Here is an 18,787-nt window from a genome sequence, read left to right on the forward strand (position 1 = left end):
GAAAAAATTTTGTATATATCTCTCATCACCCATTCAAACTATAGAAAATGGAGGTGGAAATATGTATATAGGACGCGATATGACTGAACTAACGATGGTTTCAAAAAGTGAATGGCAAGAAGATGAATTGGCTTATTTTCATCATTCATTACAACAGATTCTGCCTTATTTAAATGCAGAAGGTCAAAGTATTTACAAAGAAATTGTAATAGAAATTGAAACAAGAGGCGGCTTACAAGAAGGTGAGGCTAGTTGGACTCATGGGACAAAAATTTCTTACGATTAAAAAAGTGTTCCCAATATAGGGAACACTTTTTTATTTATCCCGCTTTAATGGGCAGTAAGACCCCCACCTCAAAATGCAGCGAAAGCAAAGAATTTAGGTGGGGTCGGGCTGCACATAAAAGTTCAATTGGTGAGGGCTGATAATCAGTGGGGGATGAAGAAAACCCCCACTGATTAAAGTTTCACTTTATTGCATTGTAATTTTCTCAACGCAACTCTCATAAATCGTACGATGCGATTTAGAGAAAGGTAACTGTTCAAAAGCTTCTTTCGATACAAATTTCAATGTATCTGTTTCAACAATATCACCAGTTACTTTTCCGTAAAATACGAATATATCCCAAGTGCGATGTGTAAACGTATGTTGTACATTCATCGCGTATTCTTCAATAGAAATCGAGAGCTCGAATTTTTCTTTCATATAATCTGTAAGTTGCTCTTTCTGATTCCGAATACCTTCACCAAGTTCAGCATTTGGAAACTCCCACATGTTAGCTAACAACCCGGTACTTGGGCGTTTATTAATGACGTAACGACCATCTTCCGTTTGAAGCACCCCTGCAACAATCGGTACCATTGTCGGAGCCTTCGCTTTACTTTTTACTGGTAACTCCTTTTGAACACCTTCAGCATATCCTCGGCAATGCTCACGTACAGGACAAAGTAAGCAAGATGGATTTTTTGGAATACAAATCAATGCACCTAATTCCATCAAACCTTGATTAAAATAAGATGGGTTTTCAGCCGAAATAATTTCACGTACAATCTCTTCAAACACTTTTCTAGTTTTCGGTTTTGCAATGTCATCCCATACTGATAAAATACGAGATAATACACGCATAACATTTCCATCAACTGCCGGCTCTGGTATACCATATGCGATACTTAAAATAGCACCTTTTGTATAGGGTCCGACTCCTTTTAATTTTTCGATTTTCTTTACATCACTCGGTACGATCCCGCCATATACTTCTTTTACTTCTTTTACAGCCGCATGTAAATTACGTGCCCTAGAATAATACCCTAAACCTTCCCATGCCTTTAACACTTCTTCATCATCAGCGTTTGCCAAAGCTTCTAGAGTAGGAAACTTCCCCATAAAATTCGCGTAATATGGTTTTACAGCTTCTACCCTTGTTTGCTGCAACATAATTTCTGAAACCCAGACGCGGTATGGATCTTTATTTTTACGCCACGGTAAGTCGCGTTGCTCTTTTTCAAACCAACCAATTAAATCATTTTGAAACTGCTCTATGTTAAAATTATTTAATATTTCAAGTGTCAAACTTGATCCCCCTCATTTTTTTGCATATAAGTACTATTATAAAGATTTTAGGAAAAAATTTAAGTAAGATGACATAGGAAATAGAAGGCAAAGGACTTGAGGTATCGAATAAAAAGAGTTACATTAATAAAAAAACGGAGGTGTATTTCTATGGACACAGCCACTCACCTTGTTATGGGCGTTACTCTAGGCAGTTTGGCAACGTTAGATCCAGCCATAGCACAAAGTGATATTGGACCACAAGCAGTTATGCTTGCTACAATTGCCGGCTCCAATATTCCTGACATCGATACAGTTTTAAAATTGCGTAATAACGCTAAATATATAAGAAATCATCGTGGGATCACTCATTCCATTCCTGCAGTGATTCTTTGGTCATTCCTTATAAGTGGCATCTCTTTCGCCTTCTTTTCAGACGCTCCATATTTGCATCTATTACTTTGGTCATTTATTGCCGTCTTTCTTCATGTCTTTGTAGATATTTTCAATGCCTACGGTACACAGGCATTACGGCCCTTCACAAAAAAATGGGTAGCGCTCGGCATCATTAATACATTTGATACCGTCATTTTCTTTATCCACCTACTCGCAATTGCTTGTATGCTCGTAGGTTCCCATAAAGGGTATACTGCCTTAGCAGCGTATATATTGATGATTGTTTACTATATCGGACGGATTATGATGCATAGAAACATACGTAGCGTCGTATATAAACGTTTCAATAACGTTGAGAAGATAATTATTTCTCCTTCTTATCGATTTTATCATTACCATTTAGCAATTGTTACAACTGATTATTACTACGTTGCTAGATGGCATCGTGGTAACATCATGGTCTATGATAAGTTCGACCGGGTACCGTTCCCAGATAACGCTATTATGCGCGCAGCTAAACAAGATGAGAACATCTCAGCATTTCTATCTTTCTCCCCTGTGTATCGCTGGGATATTTTCGATTATGATCATTATTACGAAGTTCGATTCATTGATTTGCGCTATCGCAGTAAAGATTATTATCCATTCGTTGCAATCGTTCAACTCGATCATAATTTAAATATTATTAGTTCCTATACAGGATGGATTTTTAGTGAAGAAAAACTCCGAAAAAAACTGGAGTTACTTCCACATTAAAAAAAGCGACTTAAGTCGCTTTTTTTAATGTTTCAAATGATCTTCTTGATTGATTAAATGGCTATATTTCGGATTATTTGTACGCATTTCATGAAGGCGTCCTCCATGATTATTAATCCATGATCGCACCACTTGTTCAGTCATTTCTTCTCCTTGATAACGACCTGATTTCGCATAAGTTGTTTGAAAATCTTCCCATAGTAATTCAACCCACGCACGAGCCTGCGCGTAAGAAAGCTTGTCATTTTTGTCTAATAGTTCTTTCGTTAATGCTTCATACATATCATTCATTGTCTAATCTCCTTTTACCTATTTATCCCTTCATTTCTAAAGGATAGTTTCTTCTATTTTGCACATTCTATAATTGATACTTCTTCAAGAGGTATCAACTGATGATGAGGAGGGCGTTCGCAATGGGTAAACAAGCCGAATTTTGGTCTGAGTCAAAAAACAACAGCAAAATCGACGGTCAGCCGAAAGCGAAATCACGCTTCGCTTCGAAACGACCTAACGGCACAATTAACACGCACCCACAAGAACGTATGCGTGCTGCAAATCAGCAGGAAGAGTAGTACAAATTAAATTAACTTCCTACACGAGGTGATAAAGATGAGCTACCGTGATCGCTTAGATAGTCGTTCTGAATTATTTAACCATACGTGGACTCGTCCGAAACATGCTAAAGCGCAGGTTAACGGACAGACGCAACAAACCCAGTCTCTCATTATATTGGCGAATGAATGTAAAAAGCGCCAATTTTAGAATCTCCTATCTCCTGTAACGCCTACCAAAGATGAAAACCAGAGAGATATTCACTCTCTGGTTTTTATTTTTCTTGCAATAAGGAAATCGGTATTCCAATCTCTTCATTATCATTTTGCTTATGTCCCCAAGCAAATACTCCATTGAAATACGTAATTTTAAATAATATACCAGGTTCTTCTACCAATTCATATGTCTCACCAATATGGAATTTATTTATGTCAGTCATATAAGCGCGAGCCATTGCCATCTTTCTCATTAATACATCGAACTCATTTACAATTCCAAGCTGCTCAGCCTTTATCGCTTGCTCTTTCAAAAGGCCAATTTCTTCCCTTAGCTCATGTGGTGTCATTTCACTGTAGCGCTTTGGCATATTCATCTTATTCCCCTCATCCCTCTTCGCGTTTCATCTGCAAAAATATCTCTATCTCATCAATAGAGAATCCTTTGCGATATAACGCTTGTTTCATCTTATTTTCGAATGTCCATCCATCATGCTTCTTATATTTCTCATAATATTTATTCCCATGATAGTGTAACGCTTCTTGTTGCTGTTCGTCATCTTTTTCGTCTTTCAATTCTTCCAAACAAATTTGAATCACATCTCTAGAATATCCTTTACGAACGAGCATTTCGTCTAACTTTAGCTTCATTTGTAAAAAGGAATGCTTTTGATAAGACCTTTTCTTCTTTTCTATAAGAATTAAAGCATTCTCAATTTGCTTTTCCTTCGGATATTCTTGTAAACTATGCGTAATAATTAGATCCTGAACACCTTTATTTAACAACTCTCTTTTAATAACAGTGGGACCTTTTCGATTCACATTACTTTGCGTTCTCGTATATAAAACAGCGTACTCTTTATCATTAATATATCGGTCATGTAATAATTTCGAAACGACTTCAGAGATGATGGCCTGTCCCACTTCTTTTTTTCGTAAATAATCTTCTATTTCTTGTTTCGTTCTCATTTGATAGGATAAATAGGAGATTGCTTGTAAATATGCTTTTTGTACCTCTTCATTGTACAAAATATTTCCTAACGCTATTTCATCAATTTCTAAACCCTTTTGTAATCCATGTTTCATTAAGATTACTTGATCCACACTAAACCCGTACTCTTCACCTTGACCTTTATCAATATAAATGTTAAACCGTTCTTTCGATCGTTTTTGCACTTCTATTTTTGTAATGACAGCCATACTCTCACCTCTCTATTATTTTACCATAGTCAAGGAACGTTTTTGCTTTTCAAGAATATATATAATGAGGAGGAAATAATTGTGAGAATCGCAATTTCTGGTGGCACCGGCTTTATCGGTACATACCTTTCTACTTTTTTTATTCAAAAAGGATATAATGTTTACATTCTTACTCGAAACGAAACTATTGAAACTTCCCACCCTAACCTTCAATACGTACAATGGACACCAGATTTACAAACATTCCCCCTCTCTTCTATTGATGTAGTTATTAATCTAGCTGGAGAGTCTATTAATAGTAGATGGACAAAGAAACAAAAAGACTCCATTTTAAACAGTAGAATTCAAACAACAAAAGGACTCATTAAACAATTGCAAGAACTAAATACAAAACCAAACACATTTATTAACGCAAGTGCTATTGGCTACTATGGAACGTCTGAAACTGAGTCTTTTACAGAACAGCATGAGATTCCTGGAAATGACTTTTTAGCAAATACAGTATATTCATGGGAACAAGAAGCATCTAAAGCTCGTTCTCTCGGAATACGAACAATCTACGCAAGACTCGGAGTTGTATTAGGCGCAGACGGAGGAGCTCTTCCCAAAATGCTACTCCCTTATCAATTCTATATCGGAGGTACAATTGGATCCGGAAACCAATGGTTATCATGGATTCATATAGACGATGTTGTTCGCCTAATTGATTTCATCATACACAAAGAAGAAATTGATGGACCTCTTAACATTACAGCTCCCCTACCTATAAAAATGAAGGAATTTGGAGAAACCATTGCAACTATAATGAAAAAACCTCATTGGTTACCTGTCCCTTCATTTATGCTTCACACTTTATTAGGTGAGATGAGTATACTCGTACTAGAAGGACAACATGTATTACCTAGTAAAGCCATTGAACATGGGTATCAATACACATTTCCAGCAATAGACCATGCATTACAAAATATACTTTCGCATACAATGTAGTACTTCTAAAACACAGTTTTACAGGGGCCCCTTTCAAAACTTTCATTTTCTAGCATCCGGAGCATTATTACACAAATAACCTTTCAGTTACTTTCCCTTAAATTCCATTAACCTTGTAAAGTAACAGAAATGAGGTACCTATGAAAATATTGCTCAAACAAGCCATTGTCTATCCTATTACATCCCAAAAATTTCAAGGGGATGTACTCGTTATAGGAGAAAAAATTGCCAAGGTCAAGCCTTCCATTCAACCTACTCCAGATATGACAGTTATAGATGCTCGTGCTCTTCATCTTTTACCTGGATTTATTGATGTCCATACTCATCTTGGTCTCTATGATGAAGGTACTGGCTGGGCTGGCAATGATGCAAATGAAACATCTGAAGTTTCAACACCACATATCCGTTCTTTGGACGGAATCCACCCTTTTGATATTGCATTTCAAGATGCTGTACAAAATGGAATCACAACTGTTCACGTTATGCCAGGAAGTCAAAACATTATTGGTGGTACTACTTGTGTAATAAAAACAGCTGGAACTTGTATTGATCATATGATTATTCAAGAACCTGCCGGCTTAAAGATTGCCTTTGGAGAAAATCCTAAAAAGGTCCATAGTAATGGAACAAAAGAATCCATAACACGTATGGGAATTATGGGATTACTTCGAGAATCATTCTATGAAGCACAGCACTACGGGCATGAAGCTGATTTTCGAATGCTTCCTATCTTAAAAGCATTACGCCGCGAGATACCCGTACGTATCCACGCTCACCGAGCAGATGATATTAGTTCTGCTCTACGCTTTGCAACAGAGTTCAATCTCGATTTACGTATTGAACATTGTACAGAAGGACACTTTATTGTTGAAGAGCTTTCGAAACACAATTTGAAGGTTTCAGTTGGCCCCACTCTTACACGCCGTTCTAAAATCGAACTTAAAAACAAAACATGGGATACTTACCATATATTATCGAAAAATGGAGTGGAAGTTTCTATAACAACAGATCACCCTTATACACCAATTCAATATTTAAATGTTTGTGCTGCTGTTGCAGTAAGAGAAGGATTAGACGAAAAAACTGCACTAGAAGGAATCACTATATTTCCAGCACGAAATTTACGTTTAGAGGATAGAATTGGAAGCATTGAGGTTGGAAAAGACGCTGATCTCGTGTTATGGACTCATCATCCTTTCCATTATTTAGCCAAGCCTGTACTAACCATGATTGATGGAAAAATAATTTACAAAAAAAATAAAAAAAACTAGTTTATTTTTTTGACTAGATAAAGTATTATACGATTATAAACTGAATGAAACCATAATCAATTTGTGTCGTGATTATCATTTTCAAATTGATGAATGGGGAAGGCAAATGGTGCGCCACCAGCGTTAGAAACTGGTTCTAGTGGGTTCGATTCCCACCCCGAAATTTTTTAAAGATTGATATAAAAATTTCGAGGGTGGGGTGCTTTTTCGTCATGCTACCCTCGTGTGAGGAGGAGTTAGTATGTTGAAAAAACGCGACTTACACGACAGCCACGTTCTATACGAGTTAATGGTGGATCCAGCTGTCTTCCCTTTTGTGCGTCAAAAGGCTTATTCTTATGAGGAATATTTATTTTTAACGAAACAAACGATTGAAGCTGAAGAGCGTGGGGAATTAATTTCACGCACAATTTTAGATGAATGGGGTAACCCTATCGGAACAATTACTTTATTTGATGTGCAAGAAAAAGCCGGATTTCTTGGAACATGGCTTGGCAAACCCTATCATGGAAAAGGCTATAATAAATTGGCGAAAGATTCATTTTTTAGTGAACTTTTCTATGAATTAGATATTGAAACAATCTTTATGCGTATTCGCAAAATAAATATTCGTTCTATTAAAGCTGCCGAAAAACTACAATATGTTAATCTAGCAAACGAAACAAGAAAAGCCGTTTATGATGAAATTAACGCAAATGAAGAAGTATATAACTTATATGAAATTCCAAAAGATCAATATACACTTGCTACAATGCGAGATACAACGTTCCAAGATGCTCACCAATTAAAAGAAGCATAATCTAAATTTTTAGAAAAAATAATTAATCATTAACATTTTGCCATATACGTATATCACCCCATGTCTTTGGAAACGATAGATAGTGACTTTAGGACACGAGGTGATTTGTAATGGATAAAAAGAAACGTGACAAAACAAAAAACACATTATCTAGTACACAGGAAGTTCTCTACCAACGAGAATTCCGCAAAGCAGATCGCGCAGCGGGTTATCGCTCGAAAAGTATTTAAAGTGAGAATGAATAATTAGAAGTTTTCCCCCCTAATTATTCATTCTCATTACATATTTTTTCTACGTGATAGAATAGACAAAAGGTTCCTTATAAATAAGGAACCTTTTTGTGTGGATAACGTTATCCACACAATTTATAGAATTGTGAATAAATTCAACAAACCCTTCACAAGTTTATATGTTGTAACACATAGTAAATGTTAGAATTGTGGATATTTTTCTAAAAATTGTGGACAATGTGGATATAGTTGTTAATATTTCGACTTTACTGTTTAATAAAAGCGCAATCTTCATGTGGATAAGTTACTACTTTATCTTATAAAACAATAAAGAACCCTCTTTAAACATATAAAAGAGGGTTTCATATTAAGTAAATAATTGTGCAAGAGCAGGTGATTTAATAGGTATATGATTCGGTTCTGCATGATTTTCTGCCAAAATTGTATCCACAATATGACCAGCTGGCTCCGGACGATAAATGCTTTTCATCGCTTCTTTCATTTGAAGAAGCTTCATATCATCTTGTAATAATGCCTCTGTCTTTGCAAAAACCTCACTATCATCACGAATGACAACTGCAGCTCCTTTTCTTTCAAAGTACATCGCATTTTCATTTTCTTGTCCTGGGACAGGCTTATATAAAATGACAGGTACTTGCAATGCTGCCGCTTCACTTAACGTAATACCGCCTGGCTTCGTAATCATACAAGAAGTAACACGGAATAACTCATCAATATTTTCAACATAACCAAATACTTTTAATGCATCAGGATTTTTTTCCTGTACCCCTAATAAATCCTGTTTTAACGCTTCATTTTTCCCACAAACGACAACTACTTGTAAATCAGGTACTGACATAAATGATTGGCATAGTTCTTTTACACTTCCTAATACCCCATGAGCACCTGCTACAATTAATAAAATCTTTTTATTCTTACATAACTGATATTTATTATATATAATGTCTGGATTTATCTTCAGCTCAAAACTACTACGAATCGGAATTCCAGTTTCAACAATTTGCTCCGCAGGCACACCGATATCAACCATAACTTTTTTCACGTGATCAGTTGCTACAAAATAACGATCTACTTCCCGATGAATCCATATTTTGTGCACACAAAAATCCGTTAATACGTTATACACAGGAATTGAAATACCTGTTTGCTTTTTTAACTCTGGTACAGCTATGATCGGAAATGTATTAATAACAATATCCGGTTTCTCGGCTTGTAAAAGTAATTTCAAACGTTTTCTTCCAAAGTTCGCATACCAAGATGCTATTTTTTTATCATAAATTTTTTCTACGCCGTAATAAAACAAGCGGTATAATTCTTTTCCTATTGTATAACTTTTTAAATATAAATATTTTGTAATATCGGTTATAACTGGATGGGATTCTCCGAACAAATCGCATACAATTACATCTTCAATTCCTTTTTGGCGAAATGTTTGTTCTAATGTTTTCGCTACTTGCACATGACCGTTACCGTAATGTGCAGTTAATATTAAAACCTTGGGGTTTTTTATCAAACAAATCCACTCCTAGCTTATTGTTTCTCCATATTGCATATACGACAATAGGAAAAACATTTTCCTTAAAAATTACATAAACAGATTCTAATACTTCTCTTTCAGCTATGTACCTGTCGTGGATATGCAAAGCATATAAGATTGACCCCTTAATCCTATCTGTGCTCATATCTTTACATTATACTTTCCTATAAGAGCTTTCGCAATAACTTACAAATGTTCTCTATTCCATGATACTCACTCTTTTACTTCTTAATTCTTTTTACTATTTTGATTTCCCTTTACAATTATGTAAATTTCTCCACTTATTCCTTACAAAAATATGGATATTCTATTTTCAGTATACTCTTTTCTATATACATACTCTAGGTTTTATTGTAAAGAAAGCAAAAAGCCTAATCCAATATTTGGATTAGACTGTTTGTAAAATATGTCTTGCTTGCTCTACATTTTTTTCAGTAGGTGGTTCTACATTTGCAAGTGGATACTTATGCCCAAGTGCCTCCCATTTATATACACCAAGCTTATGGTACGGTAGCACTTCAACTTTCTGAACATTAGACAGACTTTGAATAAAGCTAGATAATTTTTGTAGATCCTCTTCATTATCCGCAATACCAGGAACTAATACGTGTCGTACCCAAATCGGTTTATTTTTATCCGATAAATAACGAGCAAATTGTAAAATATGTTCATTTGGTTTTCCTGTTAATTTACGATGTTTCTTTGAATCAATATGTTTCAAATCTAATAAAACTAAATCTGTGTAATCCATTAAAATATCTAGCTTATTTTGGAATTCTGGTTCTTCAGAATAACAACCACCCGAAGAGTCAATTGTTGTATGAATTCCAGCTTCCTTACATTTCTTAAATAACTCAATTAAGAAATCTAGCTGTAGTAAAGGTTCACCACCACTAACTGTTATACCGCCTCCAGAAGCTTCAATAAAAGGAAGGTAACATGTCACATCCTGCATTACTTCTTCAACTGTTATTTCGTTTCCTTTACCAATCTCCCACGTATCAGCATTATGACAATATTGACAACGTAATAAACACCCTTGTGTAAATATGACATAACGAATTCCTGGGCCATCAACAGTACCACAAGACTCTACAGAATGAATTCTTCCTTTTACCATGTTACTTCCTCCTTTATTGAAGCAGCCTCCCCCTGCTATTTATATAAAGCAGAGGGACACTTTTTCACTTACATACTTTCATGCATTGTACGGTTAATTACATCGATTTGTTGTTCACGAGTTAATTTAATAAAGTTTACAGCGTAACCAGATACGCGAATTGTTAATTGTGGATATTTTTCAGGATGTTCCATTGCATCCATTAATGTTTCACGATTAAATACGTTAATATTTAAGTGATGACCTTCTTTTACTGCATAACCATCAAGCATTGATACTAAGTTACGTACTTGTACATCATCTTCTTTACCAAGTGCTTTTGGAATAATAGAGAATGTATTAGAAATACCATCTTGTGCATCTTCATATGGTAATTTAGCTACAGATAATAATGAAGCTAATGCACCTTTTGTATCACGGCCATGCATTGGGTTCGCACCTGGTGCAAATGGTTCTCCAGTACGGCGACCATCTGGAGTGTTACCAGTTTTCTTACCGTATACAACGTTAGATGTGATTGTTAAGATCGACATTGTATGAACAGAATTTCTGTATGTTTTATGTTTACGAAGTTTATTCATAAATGTTTTCACAAGATTTACAGCGATTTCATCTACACGATCATCATTGTTACCGTATTTAGGGAAATCTCCTTCGATTTCAAAGTCAACTGCAATTCCGTTTTCATCACGAATTGGTTTTACTTTTGCGTGTTTAATTGCACTTAAAGAGTCTGCTACTACAGATAGACCCGCGATACCTGTTGCCATTGTACGAAGAACATTTGTATCATGAAGTGCCATTTCAATACGTTCGTAGCTATATTTATCGTGCATGTAGTGAATAACATTTAATGTGTTTAAATATAGACCCGCTAACCATTCCATTGTCATATCAAACTTATGCATAACTTCTTCATAATCTAATACTTCAGAAGTAATTGGTGCGTACTCAGGACCAACTTGTGCTTTAGATTTTTCATCTTTACCACCGTTAATCGCATATAGTAATGCTTTTGCTAAGTTTGCACGTGCACCGAAGAACTGCATTTGTTTACCAATTCTCATTACAGATACACAACAAGCAATTCCGTAGTCAGCACCGTAGTCAGCACGCATAATATCATCATTTTCATATTGAATTGCTGATGTTTTAATAGACATTTTCGCACAGTAGTTTTTAAAGTTCTGTGGTAATTGTTTAGACCAAAGAACTGTTAAGTTTGGTTCTGGAGCTGGTCCTAAATTATCTAATGTATGCAAGAAACGGAATGAGTTTTTTGTTACTAATGGACGACCATCTAATGCCATACCACCGATAGACTCAGTTACCCAAGTTGGATCACCAGAGAATAATTCATTATAATCAGGTGTTCTTGCAAATTTCACAAGACGTAATTTCATAATGAAGTGATCCACAATTTCTTGTACTTCTTCTTCTGTTAAAGTACCATTTGCTAAATCTCTTTCAATATAAATATCTAAGAATGTAGAAGTACGTCCAAGACTCATCGCAGCTCCGTTTTGCTCTTTAATAGCTGCAAGATATGCGAAATATAACCATTGGAATGCTTCTTGCGCGTTTGTTGCAGGCTTAGAAATATCAAAGCCATGAGAAGCAGCCATTTGTTTTAACTCTTGAAGTGCACGCATTTGCTCAGATAACTCTTCGCGTAAACGCATTGTCTCTTCGCTCATTACACCACCAGTTAAATTCAAATCAGCTTTTTTCACTTCAATTAAATGATCAATACCATATAGTGCTACGCGTCGGTAGTCACCGATAATACGTCCACGTCCGTATGCATCTGGAAGACCAGTAATTACACCTGATCTACGAGCTGCTTTCATTTCTGGTGTGTATGCATCAAATACACCTTGATTATGAGTTTTTCTCCAGTCTCTGAAAATACGACTAAGTTCTTTATCCATTTCGTATCCATAAGATTCACAAGCTTGTTCCGCCATACGAATACCACCATATGGTTGTAAAGAACGTTTAAATGGTTTTTCAGTTTGGAAACCAACTACTTTTTCAATATCTTTATTTAAATATCCTGGGTCATGTGATGTAATAGAAGAAACAATTTTTGTATCCATATCAAGAACGCCACCGTTTTCACGTTCTTTCGTTGTTAAATCCATTACTTGATCCCAAAGTTGTTTCGTTGCTTCAGTTGCTCCCGCTAAGAAAGATTCATCTCCTTCGAAAACGTTTACATTATTTAAAATGAAATCGCGAACATCAATCTCTGCTTTCCATTTTTCACCTTTAAAGTTTTCCCATGCGTTTTTAACATTTTCTAATACTTGAGTCATCCTAATCTCCTCCATTTTTGATTAGTACAGGACTAAGATTTTTTATATAACAGCTTACACACTTAGAATACTACTTTTTTGCGAAAGTGAACGAAATAGTTGTGACATGTTTGTGAAATTTTGAGCAAACTACTATATGCATAGTGTTAACTTCACTTAAAAGCCTTTATAATTAACCCTTTCCTTAATTGTATTTTTTTGGTATCCTTATATACGAGTCCTATTTTGTAATATAAAAACAATACCCATTGTAGAGCTGTAATACTCTTATCTCCTAATCTGTTATAGTTTTTATAACAGAACAAAAAAGTGTACATATGTTGTACACTTTTTTTGTTACTACTCTAAAACATCTCTTTTTCTATTCCCATCATAGAATCCACCACGACTACCTTCTAATACAATTAATTGCTCTAATCCTTCTATATGATCACCTATAATTCGCAAGACAGCTGGAGGATGACCTATTTTTGCAAAATGTTCACTGGGACGAATACGGTTCATCTTATCGACCTCTACACGACTAACACACGCGATCTCGAATCCTGACAGAATAGCTTTCACTTGGGCTACACAAGGTGAAAGTAAAGATCTATATCCGATTTCTTTCAAACACTTACGACTAAACGCATTCGGTACAGCGATAAGAGAGCCTACTCCTAGATCTTTTCTATCACAAGCTAAATTTAATGCATATTTAAATGCAGTTACAAGGTGAAGCGGTACTCTTAAATCTAAATAATGATTTAGATCATTTAAGGCGACATCCATTCCATCTGCAATAGCTTTTGCGAAAGGATATAATTCCCTAGCTGGAATAACAAAGTCACCGTCTATAAATAATACAATTTCTCCTTTTGCAAAATAAGTTCCAAGTGAACGCCCTACATCATTTCCAAGTGCTTCTTTATATACAATTGTTGTTGCTCCCTTGTCTTTTGCAATCGTTGCTGTTTTATCAGACGAACCATTTACAACAACGATAATTTCAAAAGGTTCAATTTTGCGAAGCTCTTCTATAACGTTTCCAATTGTTTTCTCTTCATCTTGTACAGGAATAATGACCGATAATTGCTTTCCTTTATACAACTTAGATACGACGCCCCATCCTTGATAAAAATCTTCGAAACTTAAAGTATGATAAACACACTCTCTTTTCCTATTTCCATCATAATACCCTCCGCGCTCATCACTGCCCGCTATTCGCTCCGCTACAGCTTCTATATGGTCACCTATCATCCGTTTTTCAGATTGAGAAAGACCCGTGCCATACGCTGCATGCTCGGTCGGCCGAAATTTATTCGGCGTAATAACGTCAATTGCACAATGGCGGCTAATTCTCCATTTGCTTTGAACTAAGCGTAAATGGGCGACAATAGGATTCACAAAACATTCATATCCAATGCTTTGAACAACTTCTTTCGTCAACGCATGAGGTACAGATAACAAAGAATCGATTTTTAACTCTTCACGCTCTAGCATTGCATTTAATATTTGGCGCCATACTGTTATAGAGTGTGGTTTTTGTTTCTTTAAAAATAATGCGTCCAAATTATTTAAAACGATGTCGGCCTGATCATGTAAAATTGGATTCAGGAATAATTGTAATTTTGAAGTTTGAATAGCAAAATCTCCATCTATAAATAGTAGTACATCACCTATCGCGTGTTTTGCGCCAACCGCACGTCCAACATCGTTCCCGAGTAGCTCTGTATACTCGATTACTTTACACCCTAAACGACTGGCAACCTCTTCTGTACCATCGTTACAACCGTTTGCTACTACAATAATCTCTATTGGATTTAATCCTTTTACCGATTGAATAACGTCTGAAATCGTATCCGCTTCATTACATACAGGTATAATAATTGATAGCGACTTAGCCATTGTTTTCTTCACGAAACCATTTAATAGTTTCTTTCAATCCTTGTTCCCACGTTACTGTCGCTTCAAACTGCACAAGTTCTTTTAATTTCGTTACATCTGGTCTTCTATTTGGAATTTCTTCAAAGCCATGTGGGTATACCTCTTCGAAAGGAACTTGGACAAGCTTTGAAGAAGATTTCGTTAGCTTTTTAATTACTTCTGCTACTTGTTTTATACTCTTTTCGTTCTCAGAACCTATATTAATAATCTCGCCATTTACCTTCTCATCCATCGCTCGAATCGTTGCCTCTACCGCATCACTCACATACGTAAAGCAACGTGTCTGCTTTCCATCTCCATATACGAGAATGTCTTCTCCTTGCAGGGCCGCACTAATAAATCGTGGGATTACCCCTGCATACGGACCATCTTTCGCTCTTGGACCATAAATATTAAAATAACGAACAACCGTTACAGGTAAACCTTCTAAAGCGTATCCTAAACACAATGTTTCTTCTAACGTTTTACAAATTGCATAACTCCAACGTATTTTAGAAGTCGCCCCGTATAATCGATCCCCCTCTTCAGAGAAGGGTGGCTTTGCCTTGCCATATACTTCTGAAGTAGACGCAAAGACCACTTTCTTCTTTCCTTTTAGCGCCGCTTGTAAAATGTTTCTCGTTCCATCAAAATTCGTTTCAATAAGCTCTATACTCTTCTCCATTGTCGTTTTCACACCTAAAATTGCTGCTAAATGAAACACTACATCATGTTGATTTACTAATTCATAAATTGAATTTTTATCTAAAACGCTTATTGGAATAACCCGAATTTCTTTCATTAACTCATCATGATATTTATTTTTTCCTTTATAGAAGTTATCAACAATTGTGACCCCATAACCTCTTTTCACCAATTCTTCAGCTAGATGCGATCCAATGAATCCTGCTCCACCTGTAATTAAACATTTCTTACTCATACACTCACCTTCTTTACAATTCCACGTGTATCTATTACTCGCTTCATTCCTTTAAAAAGCTTCCAATCGATATTAGAGTGATCAGTTAAAATTAAAATACAACTCGCTTGTTTCATGACTTGTTCATCCAAAGAAACAGATTGATACACCTTATCTCCAAATTTTGCAGAAGAAATATATGGATCATGATATTCTATCTCATATCCTTCTTCTATTAACAATTCAATAATTGGCAACGCTGGCGATTCTCTTAAGTCATTTACATCTTTCTTATACGCAATCCCTACAATTAAAACCGATGCAGGTGATTGCACCACGCCTTTTACTTTCCTGACTATTTTCTCTGGCATTTCTTCATTAATTACATGTGCCGCCTCAATTAATTGACTGATTGCTCCATTCTTTTTTATTCTCCATTGAAAATATAGAGGGTCTACTGGAATACAGTGTCCCCCTATCCCTGGCCCTGGCCAATATGGAGTAAATCCAAACGGTTTTGTAGATGCAGCTTCAAGCGCCTCATAAAAATCAATTCCTAAACTTTCACATAATGTGTTTAACTCATTTACTAATGAAATATTGACTAGGCGCTGAATATTTTCAAATAGCTTACACATTTCCGCTACTTTCGGAGAACTAACTGGAACAACTACATCAAATGTAGTACTATACAACTCCTGTACTTTTTGTTTACACGTTTCTGTTTGTCCACTAATAACTTTTGGAATCGTTTGAACGGAATAGTGACTATTAGCCGGATCAATCCTCTCAGGAGAATATCCGATATAGAAATCTTCTCCTACCTTTTGACCTGCTTGAGAAATAATCGGAATAATAACTTCCTCAAGTGTGCCTGGATATGTGGAGCTTTCGAAAATGAAGGTTTGTCCTTTTTGAAGGTGTTGTTGTATATAATGAGAAGCTGAAATGAGGGCACTTAAGTCCGGTTCTCTTTTTTCATTAATTGGCGTCGGAACAGTGACAATAACATAATCACTATTTTGAAAATCAGCAATACCTTGATCTGGTGTATTTACTATTAAATTTTTTTACTCAATAAACTTTGTAACAATTTAGAAGAAACATCTGGAATATAACTTTCTCCTTTTATAATCGATTCTATTTTTCTAGTATCTTTATCTAATCCAATTACTGTATGTCCTCTCTCTGCAAAATGAACTGCCAAAGGAAGGCCAACATATCCTAATCCGATAATGGCAACTGTACTACTAACATTCATCTGTATTCTCTTCTTCCTTTCTCAATTGTTGAATTATATTTCTATCCCGCTCTCCATCTGTAAAACTCCCACGCTCGTCTGTGGATTCCAATAAATATGCAATTGCCTCAAGTTGATCCCCAAAAATACGATCAAATGCTGGAATACGCCCATTTACAAATCCATGTTGCTCTGGGCGTACCCGATTTGTTTTTATAACATCTACAAACTCTACCGCTGTAATAGAGAATCCCTCCAAAATAGCTTTCATCTGAGCTAGTGGCGGAATGATAAGAGAATCATATCCTATTTTCTCTATTACCTTTTTATGCATAGCATGTGGTACTGCCGTTAATGAGTTATTCCATAAATCTGGTCGCTTCGCTACCAAATTCACAAAATATTTCCCCATGCTAATTGGATCTGCCGGATGAAACATATCTAATAAACACTGTAAATCATTTAATGCCACATCATGCCCATCTTCAATCGCATGTAAAAATGGAATTAGCTTTTTTCCCGGAATAACAAAATCACCGTCGACAAATAAACAAATATCAGCCGTAGCATGCATAGCTCCTATCGCCCGGGCCACATTATGTCCGAGTGCTTCCCCGAATTCAATAACGATAACATCCTCTAGCTTTGCTTGTTTAATTGTCTGCATATCAGCTCCATTCGCAACCACTATAATTTCATCTACACCTGCTTTTTTTACTTCTTGTATAACAGACCTTATAGTCATTTTTTCTTCTGATACTGGGATAATCGCACTATATTTCGCTTTTTTCTTTTGTAATATAACTGGTTTATACTTTCCTACAAGCTCTCTATCCCTTTTTCCTTCCGAAAAACCAACACGCTTACCATATGTTTCGATTACATATTGCAAAGCACGTAAATGATCCCCCATAATACGACTAGTCGCTTTCGGATAAGGCGAACCAGGCGATGTACCAGTATGAACAGGACGCACTTTATTTGTATGAATAACATCGACCGAAGCCATATCAACAATATCTACTCCTCTAGACATCGCCATCGCTTGAAATAGTGCTGGATCTGCTAAATTCCACCAACCAAATTTCTGAATAACTTCTCTACTCATTGCATGTGGAATTGCGATTAAAGAACCAACAACAAGCTCTTTTTTATCCAAATAACGATTCAACATAAACTTTCCGACTGTCGTATAATGCGGCCTCATCTTTAAACAAACTGACCATGTTAAATTATTCACAACAATTTGGTGACCTTGCTGAATTCCTTTTATGAAACGTTGCAACTCTTTATTATCAATAACGATGTCACCATCTAAAAATAAAACAATATCACCTTTCGCTTCTCTTGCTCCAATTGCCCGTCCAACATCATTACCAAGAGAATATTGATAATAAATGACATGGCAATGATGTTGTAACGCTATTTCTTTCGTCCCATCTGTCGATCCATTATCTACTACGATAATTTCATATGGTTTCAATTTCTCTACTTCTACTAAAACTTGTGATAAAGTACTCGCTTCATTATGCACTGGAATAACAACTGATACTCTCATACTTGTATCACTCTTACCCTTCCAAGCGAACATAAGAAATAATAGGAATACGTACAACTACATCTTCCGGTGGCCCATAAGAAGGAGAAGTACGAACGCTTACTGCCCCGTCTGTCACAGATAACAGAATACCTGCAACAATTTCAACAGCTGTCACAACTTGCATTAACTCACCAACATGGTTACGCAATTCATCAGTAAATAACATATATAA

The 18,787-nt window shown here is 35.9% G+C and carries 19 protein-coding genes and 1 pseudogene; 8 read left to right on the forward strand and 12 right to left on the reverse strand.

Translation table 11 applies throughout. The features are described 5' to 3' along the window. Positions 1 to 61 precede the first annotated feature (61 nt). Complete coding sequence (locus tag PDL00_RS19795) at positions 62 to 286, forward strand: hypothetical protein (protein WP_061676749.1); 225 nt, start codon at positions 62 to 64, stop codon at positions 284 to 286. A gap of 186 nt (positions 287 to 472) precedes the next feature. Here the strand turns inward: PDL00_RS19795 and mutY are convergent, their stop codons facing one another. After that, entirely contained in the window at positions 473 to 1,570 is a 1,098-nt protein-coding gene (mutY, locus tag PDL00_RS19800) for an A/G-specific adenine glycosylase (RefSeq protein WP_242257408.1), read from the reverse strand. A 150-nt stretch (positions 1,571 to 1,720) separates the two neighbouring features. On the opposite strand from mutY, the gene PDL00_RS19805 reads away from it, so the two are divergent. Beyond that, positions 1,721 to 2,701 (forward strand): metal-dependent hydrolase, encoded by a 981-nt coding sequence (locus tag PDL00_RS19805; protein ID WP_073518178.1) that lies wholly within the window; start codon positions 1,721 to 1,723, stop codon positions 2,699 to 2,701. 24 nt (positions 2,702 to 2,725) lie between these two features. Here PDL00_RS19805 and PDL00_RS19810 read toward each other — a convergent pair whose 3' ends face one another. Continuing rightward, a complete protein-coding gene (locus tag PDL00_RS19810; RefSeq protein ID WP_242257467.1) occupies positions 2,726 to 2,992 on the reverse strand; it encodes a YfhJ family protein in 267 nt (88 codons plus the stop codon). Between the two features lie 122 nt (positions 2,993 to 3,114). On the opposite strand from PDL00_RS19810, the gene PDL00_RS19815 reads away from it, so the two are divergent. After that, positions 3,115 to 3,273, forward strand: a complete 159-nt coding sequence (locus tag PDL00_RS19815) for a small, acid-soluble spore protein K (RefSeq protein ID WP_000517891.1) — start codon at positions 3,115 to 3,117, stop codon at positions 3,271 to 3,273. Between the two features lie 37 nt (positions 3,274 to 3,310). Further along, positions 3,311 to 3,463, forward strand: coding sequence for a YpzG family protein (locus PDL00_RS19820; RefSeq protein ID WP_000122093.1), 153 nt, complete (start codon positions 3,311 to 3,313; stop codon positions 3,461 to 3,463). 64 nt (positions 3,464 to 3,527) lie between these two features. Here PDL00_RS19820 and PDL00_RS19825 read toward each other — a convergent pair whose 3' ends face one another. After that, positions 3,528 to 3,845 carry a YfhH family protein gene (locus tag PDL00_RS19825; RefSeq protein ID WP_001057029.1) on the reverse strand — a complete coding sequence of 106 codons (318 nt, stop codon included), beginning with the start codon at positions 3,843 to 3,845 and terminating at the stop codon, positions 3,528 to 3,530. Positions 3,846 to 3,855: 10 nt separating this feature from the next. Further along, positions 3,856 to 4,668, reverse strand: coding sequence for a recombination regulator RecX (recX, locus tag PDL00_RS19830; RefSeq protein WP_242254544.1), 813 nt, complete (start codon positions 4,666 to 4,668; stop codon positions 3,856 to 3,858). Between the two features lie 81 nt (positions 4,669 to 4,749). Here recX and PDL00_RS19835 point away from each other — a divergent pair, with 81 nt between their 5' ends. The 4 genes from PDL00_RS19835 to PDL00_RS19850 all read left to right on the forward strand — a co-directional run bounded on the left by PDL00_RS19835 (position 4,750) and on the right by PDL00_RS19850 (position 7,955). Further along, the gene (locus PDL00_RS19835; protein WP_270730802.1) at positions 4,750 to 5,655 is read left to right on the forward strand and encodes a TIGR01777 family oxidoreductase; all 906 of its coding nucleotides are present in this window, start codon (positions 4,750 to 4,752) and stop codon (positions 5,653 to 5,655) included. Positions 5,656 to 5,795: 140 nt separating this feature from the next. Further along, positions 5,796 to 6,926: an amidohydrolase gene (locus PDL00_RS19840; RefSeq protein ID WP_242254547.1), complete on the forward strand. Its 1,131-nt coding sequence runs from the start codon at positions 5,796 to 5,798 to the stop codon at positions 6,924 to 6,926. 241 nt (positions 6,927 to 7,167) lie between these two features. After that, entirely contained in the window at positions 7,168 to 7,725 is a 558-nt protein-coding gene (locus tag PDL00_RS19845; RefSeq protein WP_000914737.1) for a GNAT family N-acetyltransferase, read from the forward strand. 110 nt (positions 7,726 to 7,835) lie between these two features. After that, complete coding sequence (locus PDL00_RS19850; protein ID WP_000358487.1) at positions 7,836 to 7,955, forward strand: YfhE family protein; 120 nt, start codon at positions 7,836 to 7,838, stop codon at positions 7,953 to 7,955. Between the two features lie 367 nt (positions 7,956 to 8,322). Here the strand turns inward: PDL00_RS19850 and PDL00_RS19855 are convergent, their stop codons facing one another. The 8 genes and pseudogenes from PDL00_RS19855 to PDL00_RS19890 all read right to left on the reverse strand — a co-directional run bounded on the left by PDL00_RS19855 (position 8,323) and on the right by PDL00_RS19890 (position 18,781). Then, complete coding sequence (locus tag PDL00_RS19855; RefSeq protein WP_242254548.1) at positions 8,323 to 9,489, reverse strand: diglucosyl diacylglycerol synthase; 1,167 nt, start codon at positions 9,487 to 9,489, stop codon at positions 8,323 to 8,325. Positions 9,490 to 9,901: 412 nt separating this feature from the next. Further along, complete coding sequence (gene pflA / locus PDL00_RS19860; RefSeq protein WP_270730803.1) at positions 9,902 to 10,633, reverse strand: pyruvate formate-lyase-activating protein; 732 nt, start codon at positions 10,631 to 10,633, stop codon at positions 9,902 to 9,904. Between the two features lie 68 nt (positions 10,634 to 10,701). After that, positions 10,702 to 12,951, reverse strand: coding sequence for a formate C-acetyltransferase (gene pflB, locus PDL00_RS19865; protein ID WP_270730804.1), 2,250 nt, complete (start codon positions 12,949 to 12,951; stop codon positions 10,702 to 10,704). A gap of 339 nt (positions 12,952 to 13,290) precedes the next feature. Continuing rightward, positions 13,291 to 14,838 (reverse strand): glycosyltransferase family 2 protein, encoded by a 1,548-nt coding sequence (locus PDL00_RS19870; RefSeq protein ID WP_242254551.1) that lies wholly within the window; start codon positions 14,836 to 14,838, stop codon positions 13,291 to 13,293. Next, positions 14,831 to 15,796, reverse strand: coding sequence for an NAD-dependent epimerase/dehydratase family protein (locus PDL00_RS19875; protein ID WP_242254552.1), 966 nt, complete (start codon positions 15,794 to 15,796; stop codon positions 14,831 to 14,833). The genes PDL00_RS19870 and PDL00_RS19875 overlap by 8 nt, the downstream gene beginning before the upstream one ends. Continuing rightward, positions 15,793 to 17,036 (reverse strand): annotated as a pseudogene (locus PDL00_RS19880) (nucleotide sugar dehydrogenase). Before PDL00_RS19880 ends, PDL00_RS19875 begins: the two are co-directional and overlap by 4 nt. Next, positions 17,026 to 18,606 (reverse strand): glycosyltransferase family 2 protein, encoded by a 1,581-nt coding sequence (locus PDL00_RS19885; RefSeq protein ID WP_442868342.1) that lies wholly within the window; start codon positions 18,604 to 18,606, stop codon positions 17,026 to 17,028. Before PDL00_RS19885 ends, PDL00_RS19880 begins: the two are co-directional and overlap by 11 nt. After that, positions 18,587 to 18,781, reverse strand: a complete 195-nt coding sequence (locus PDL00_RS19890; RefSeq protein WP_270730809.1) for a hypothetical protein — start codon at positions 18,779 to 18,781, stop codon at positions 18,587 to 18,589. Before PDL00_RS19890 ends, PDL00_RS19885 begins: the two co-directional genes overlap by 20 nt. Between the last annotated feature and the right edge of the window lie 6 nt (positions 18,782 to 18,787).

The organism is Bacillus cereus group sp. TH152-1LC (genome assembly GCF_027710505.1).
Taxonomy (GTDB): Bacteria; Bacillota; Bacilli; order Bacillales; family Bacillaceae_G; genus Bacillus_A; species Bacillus_A mobilis.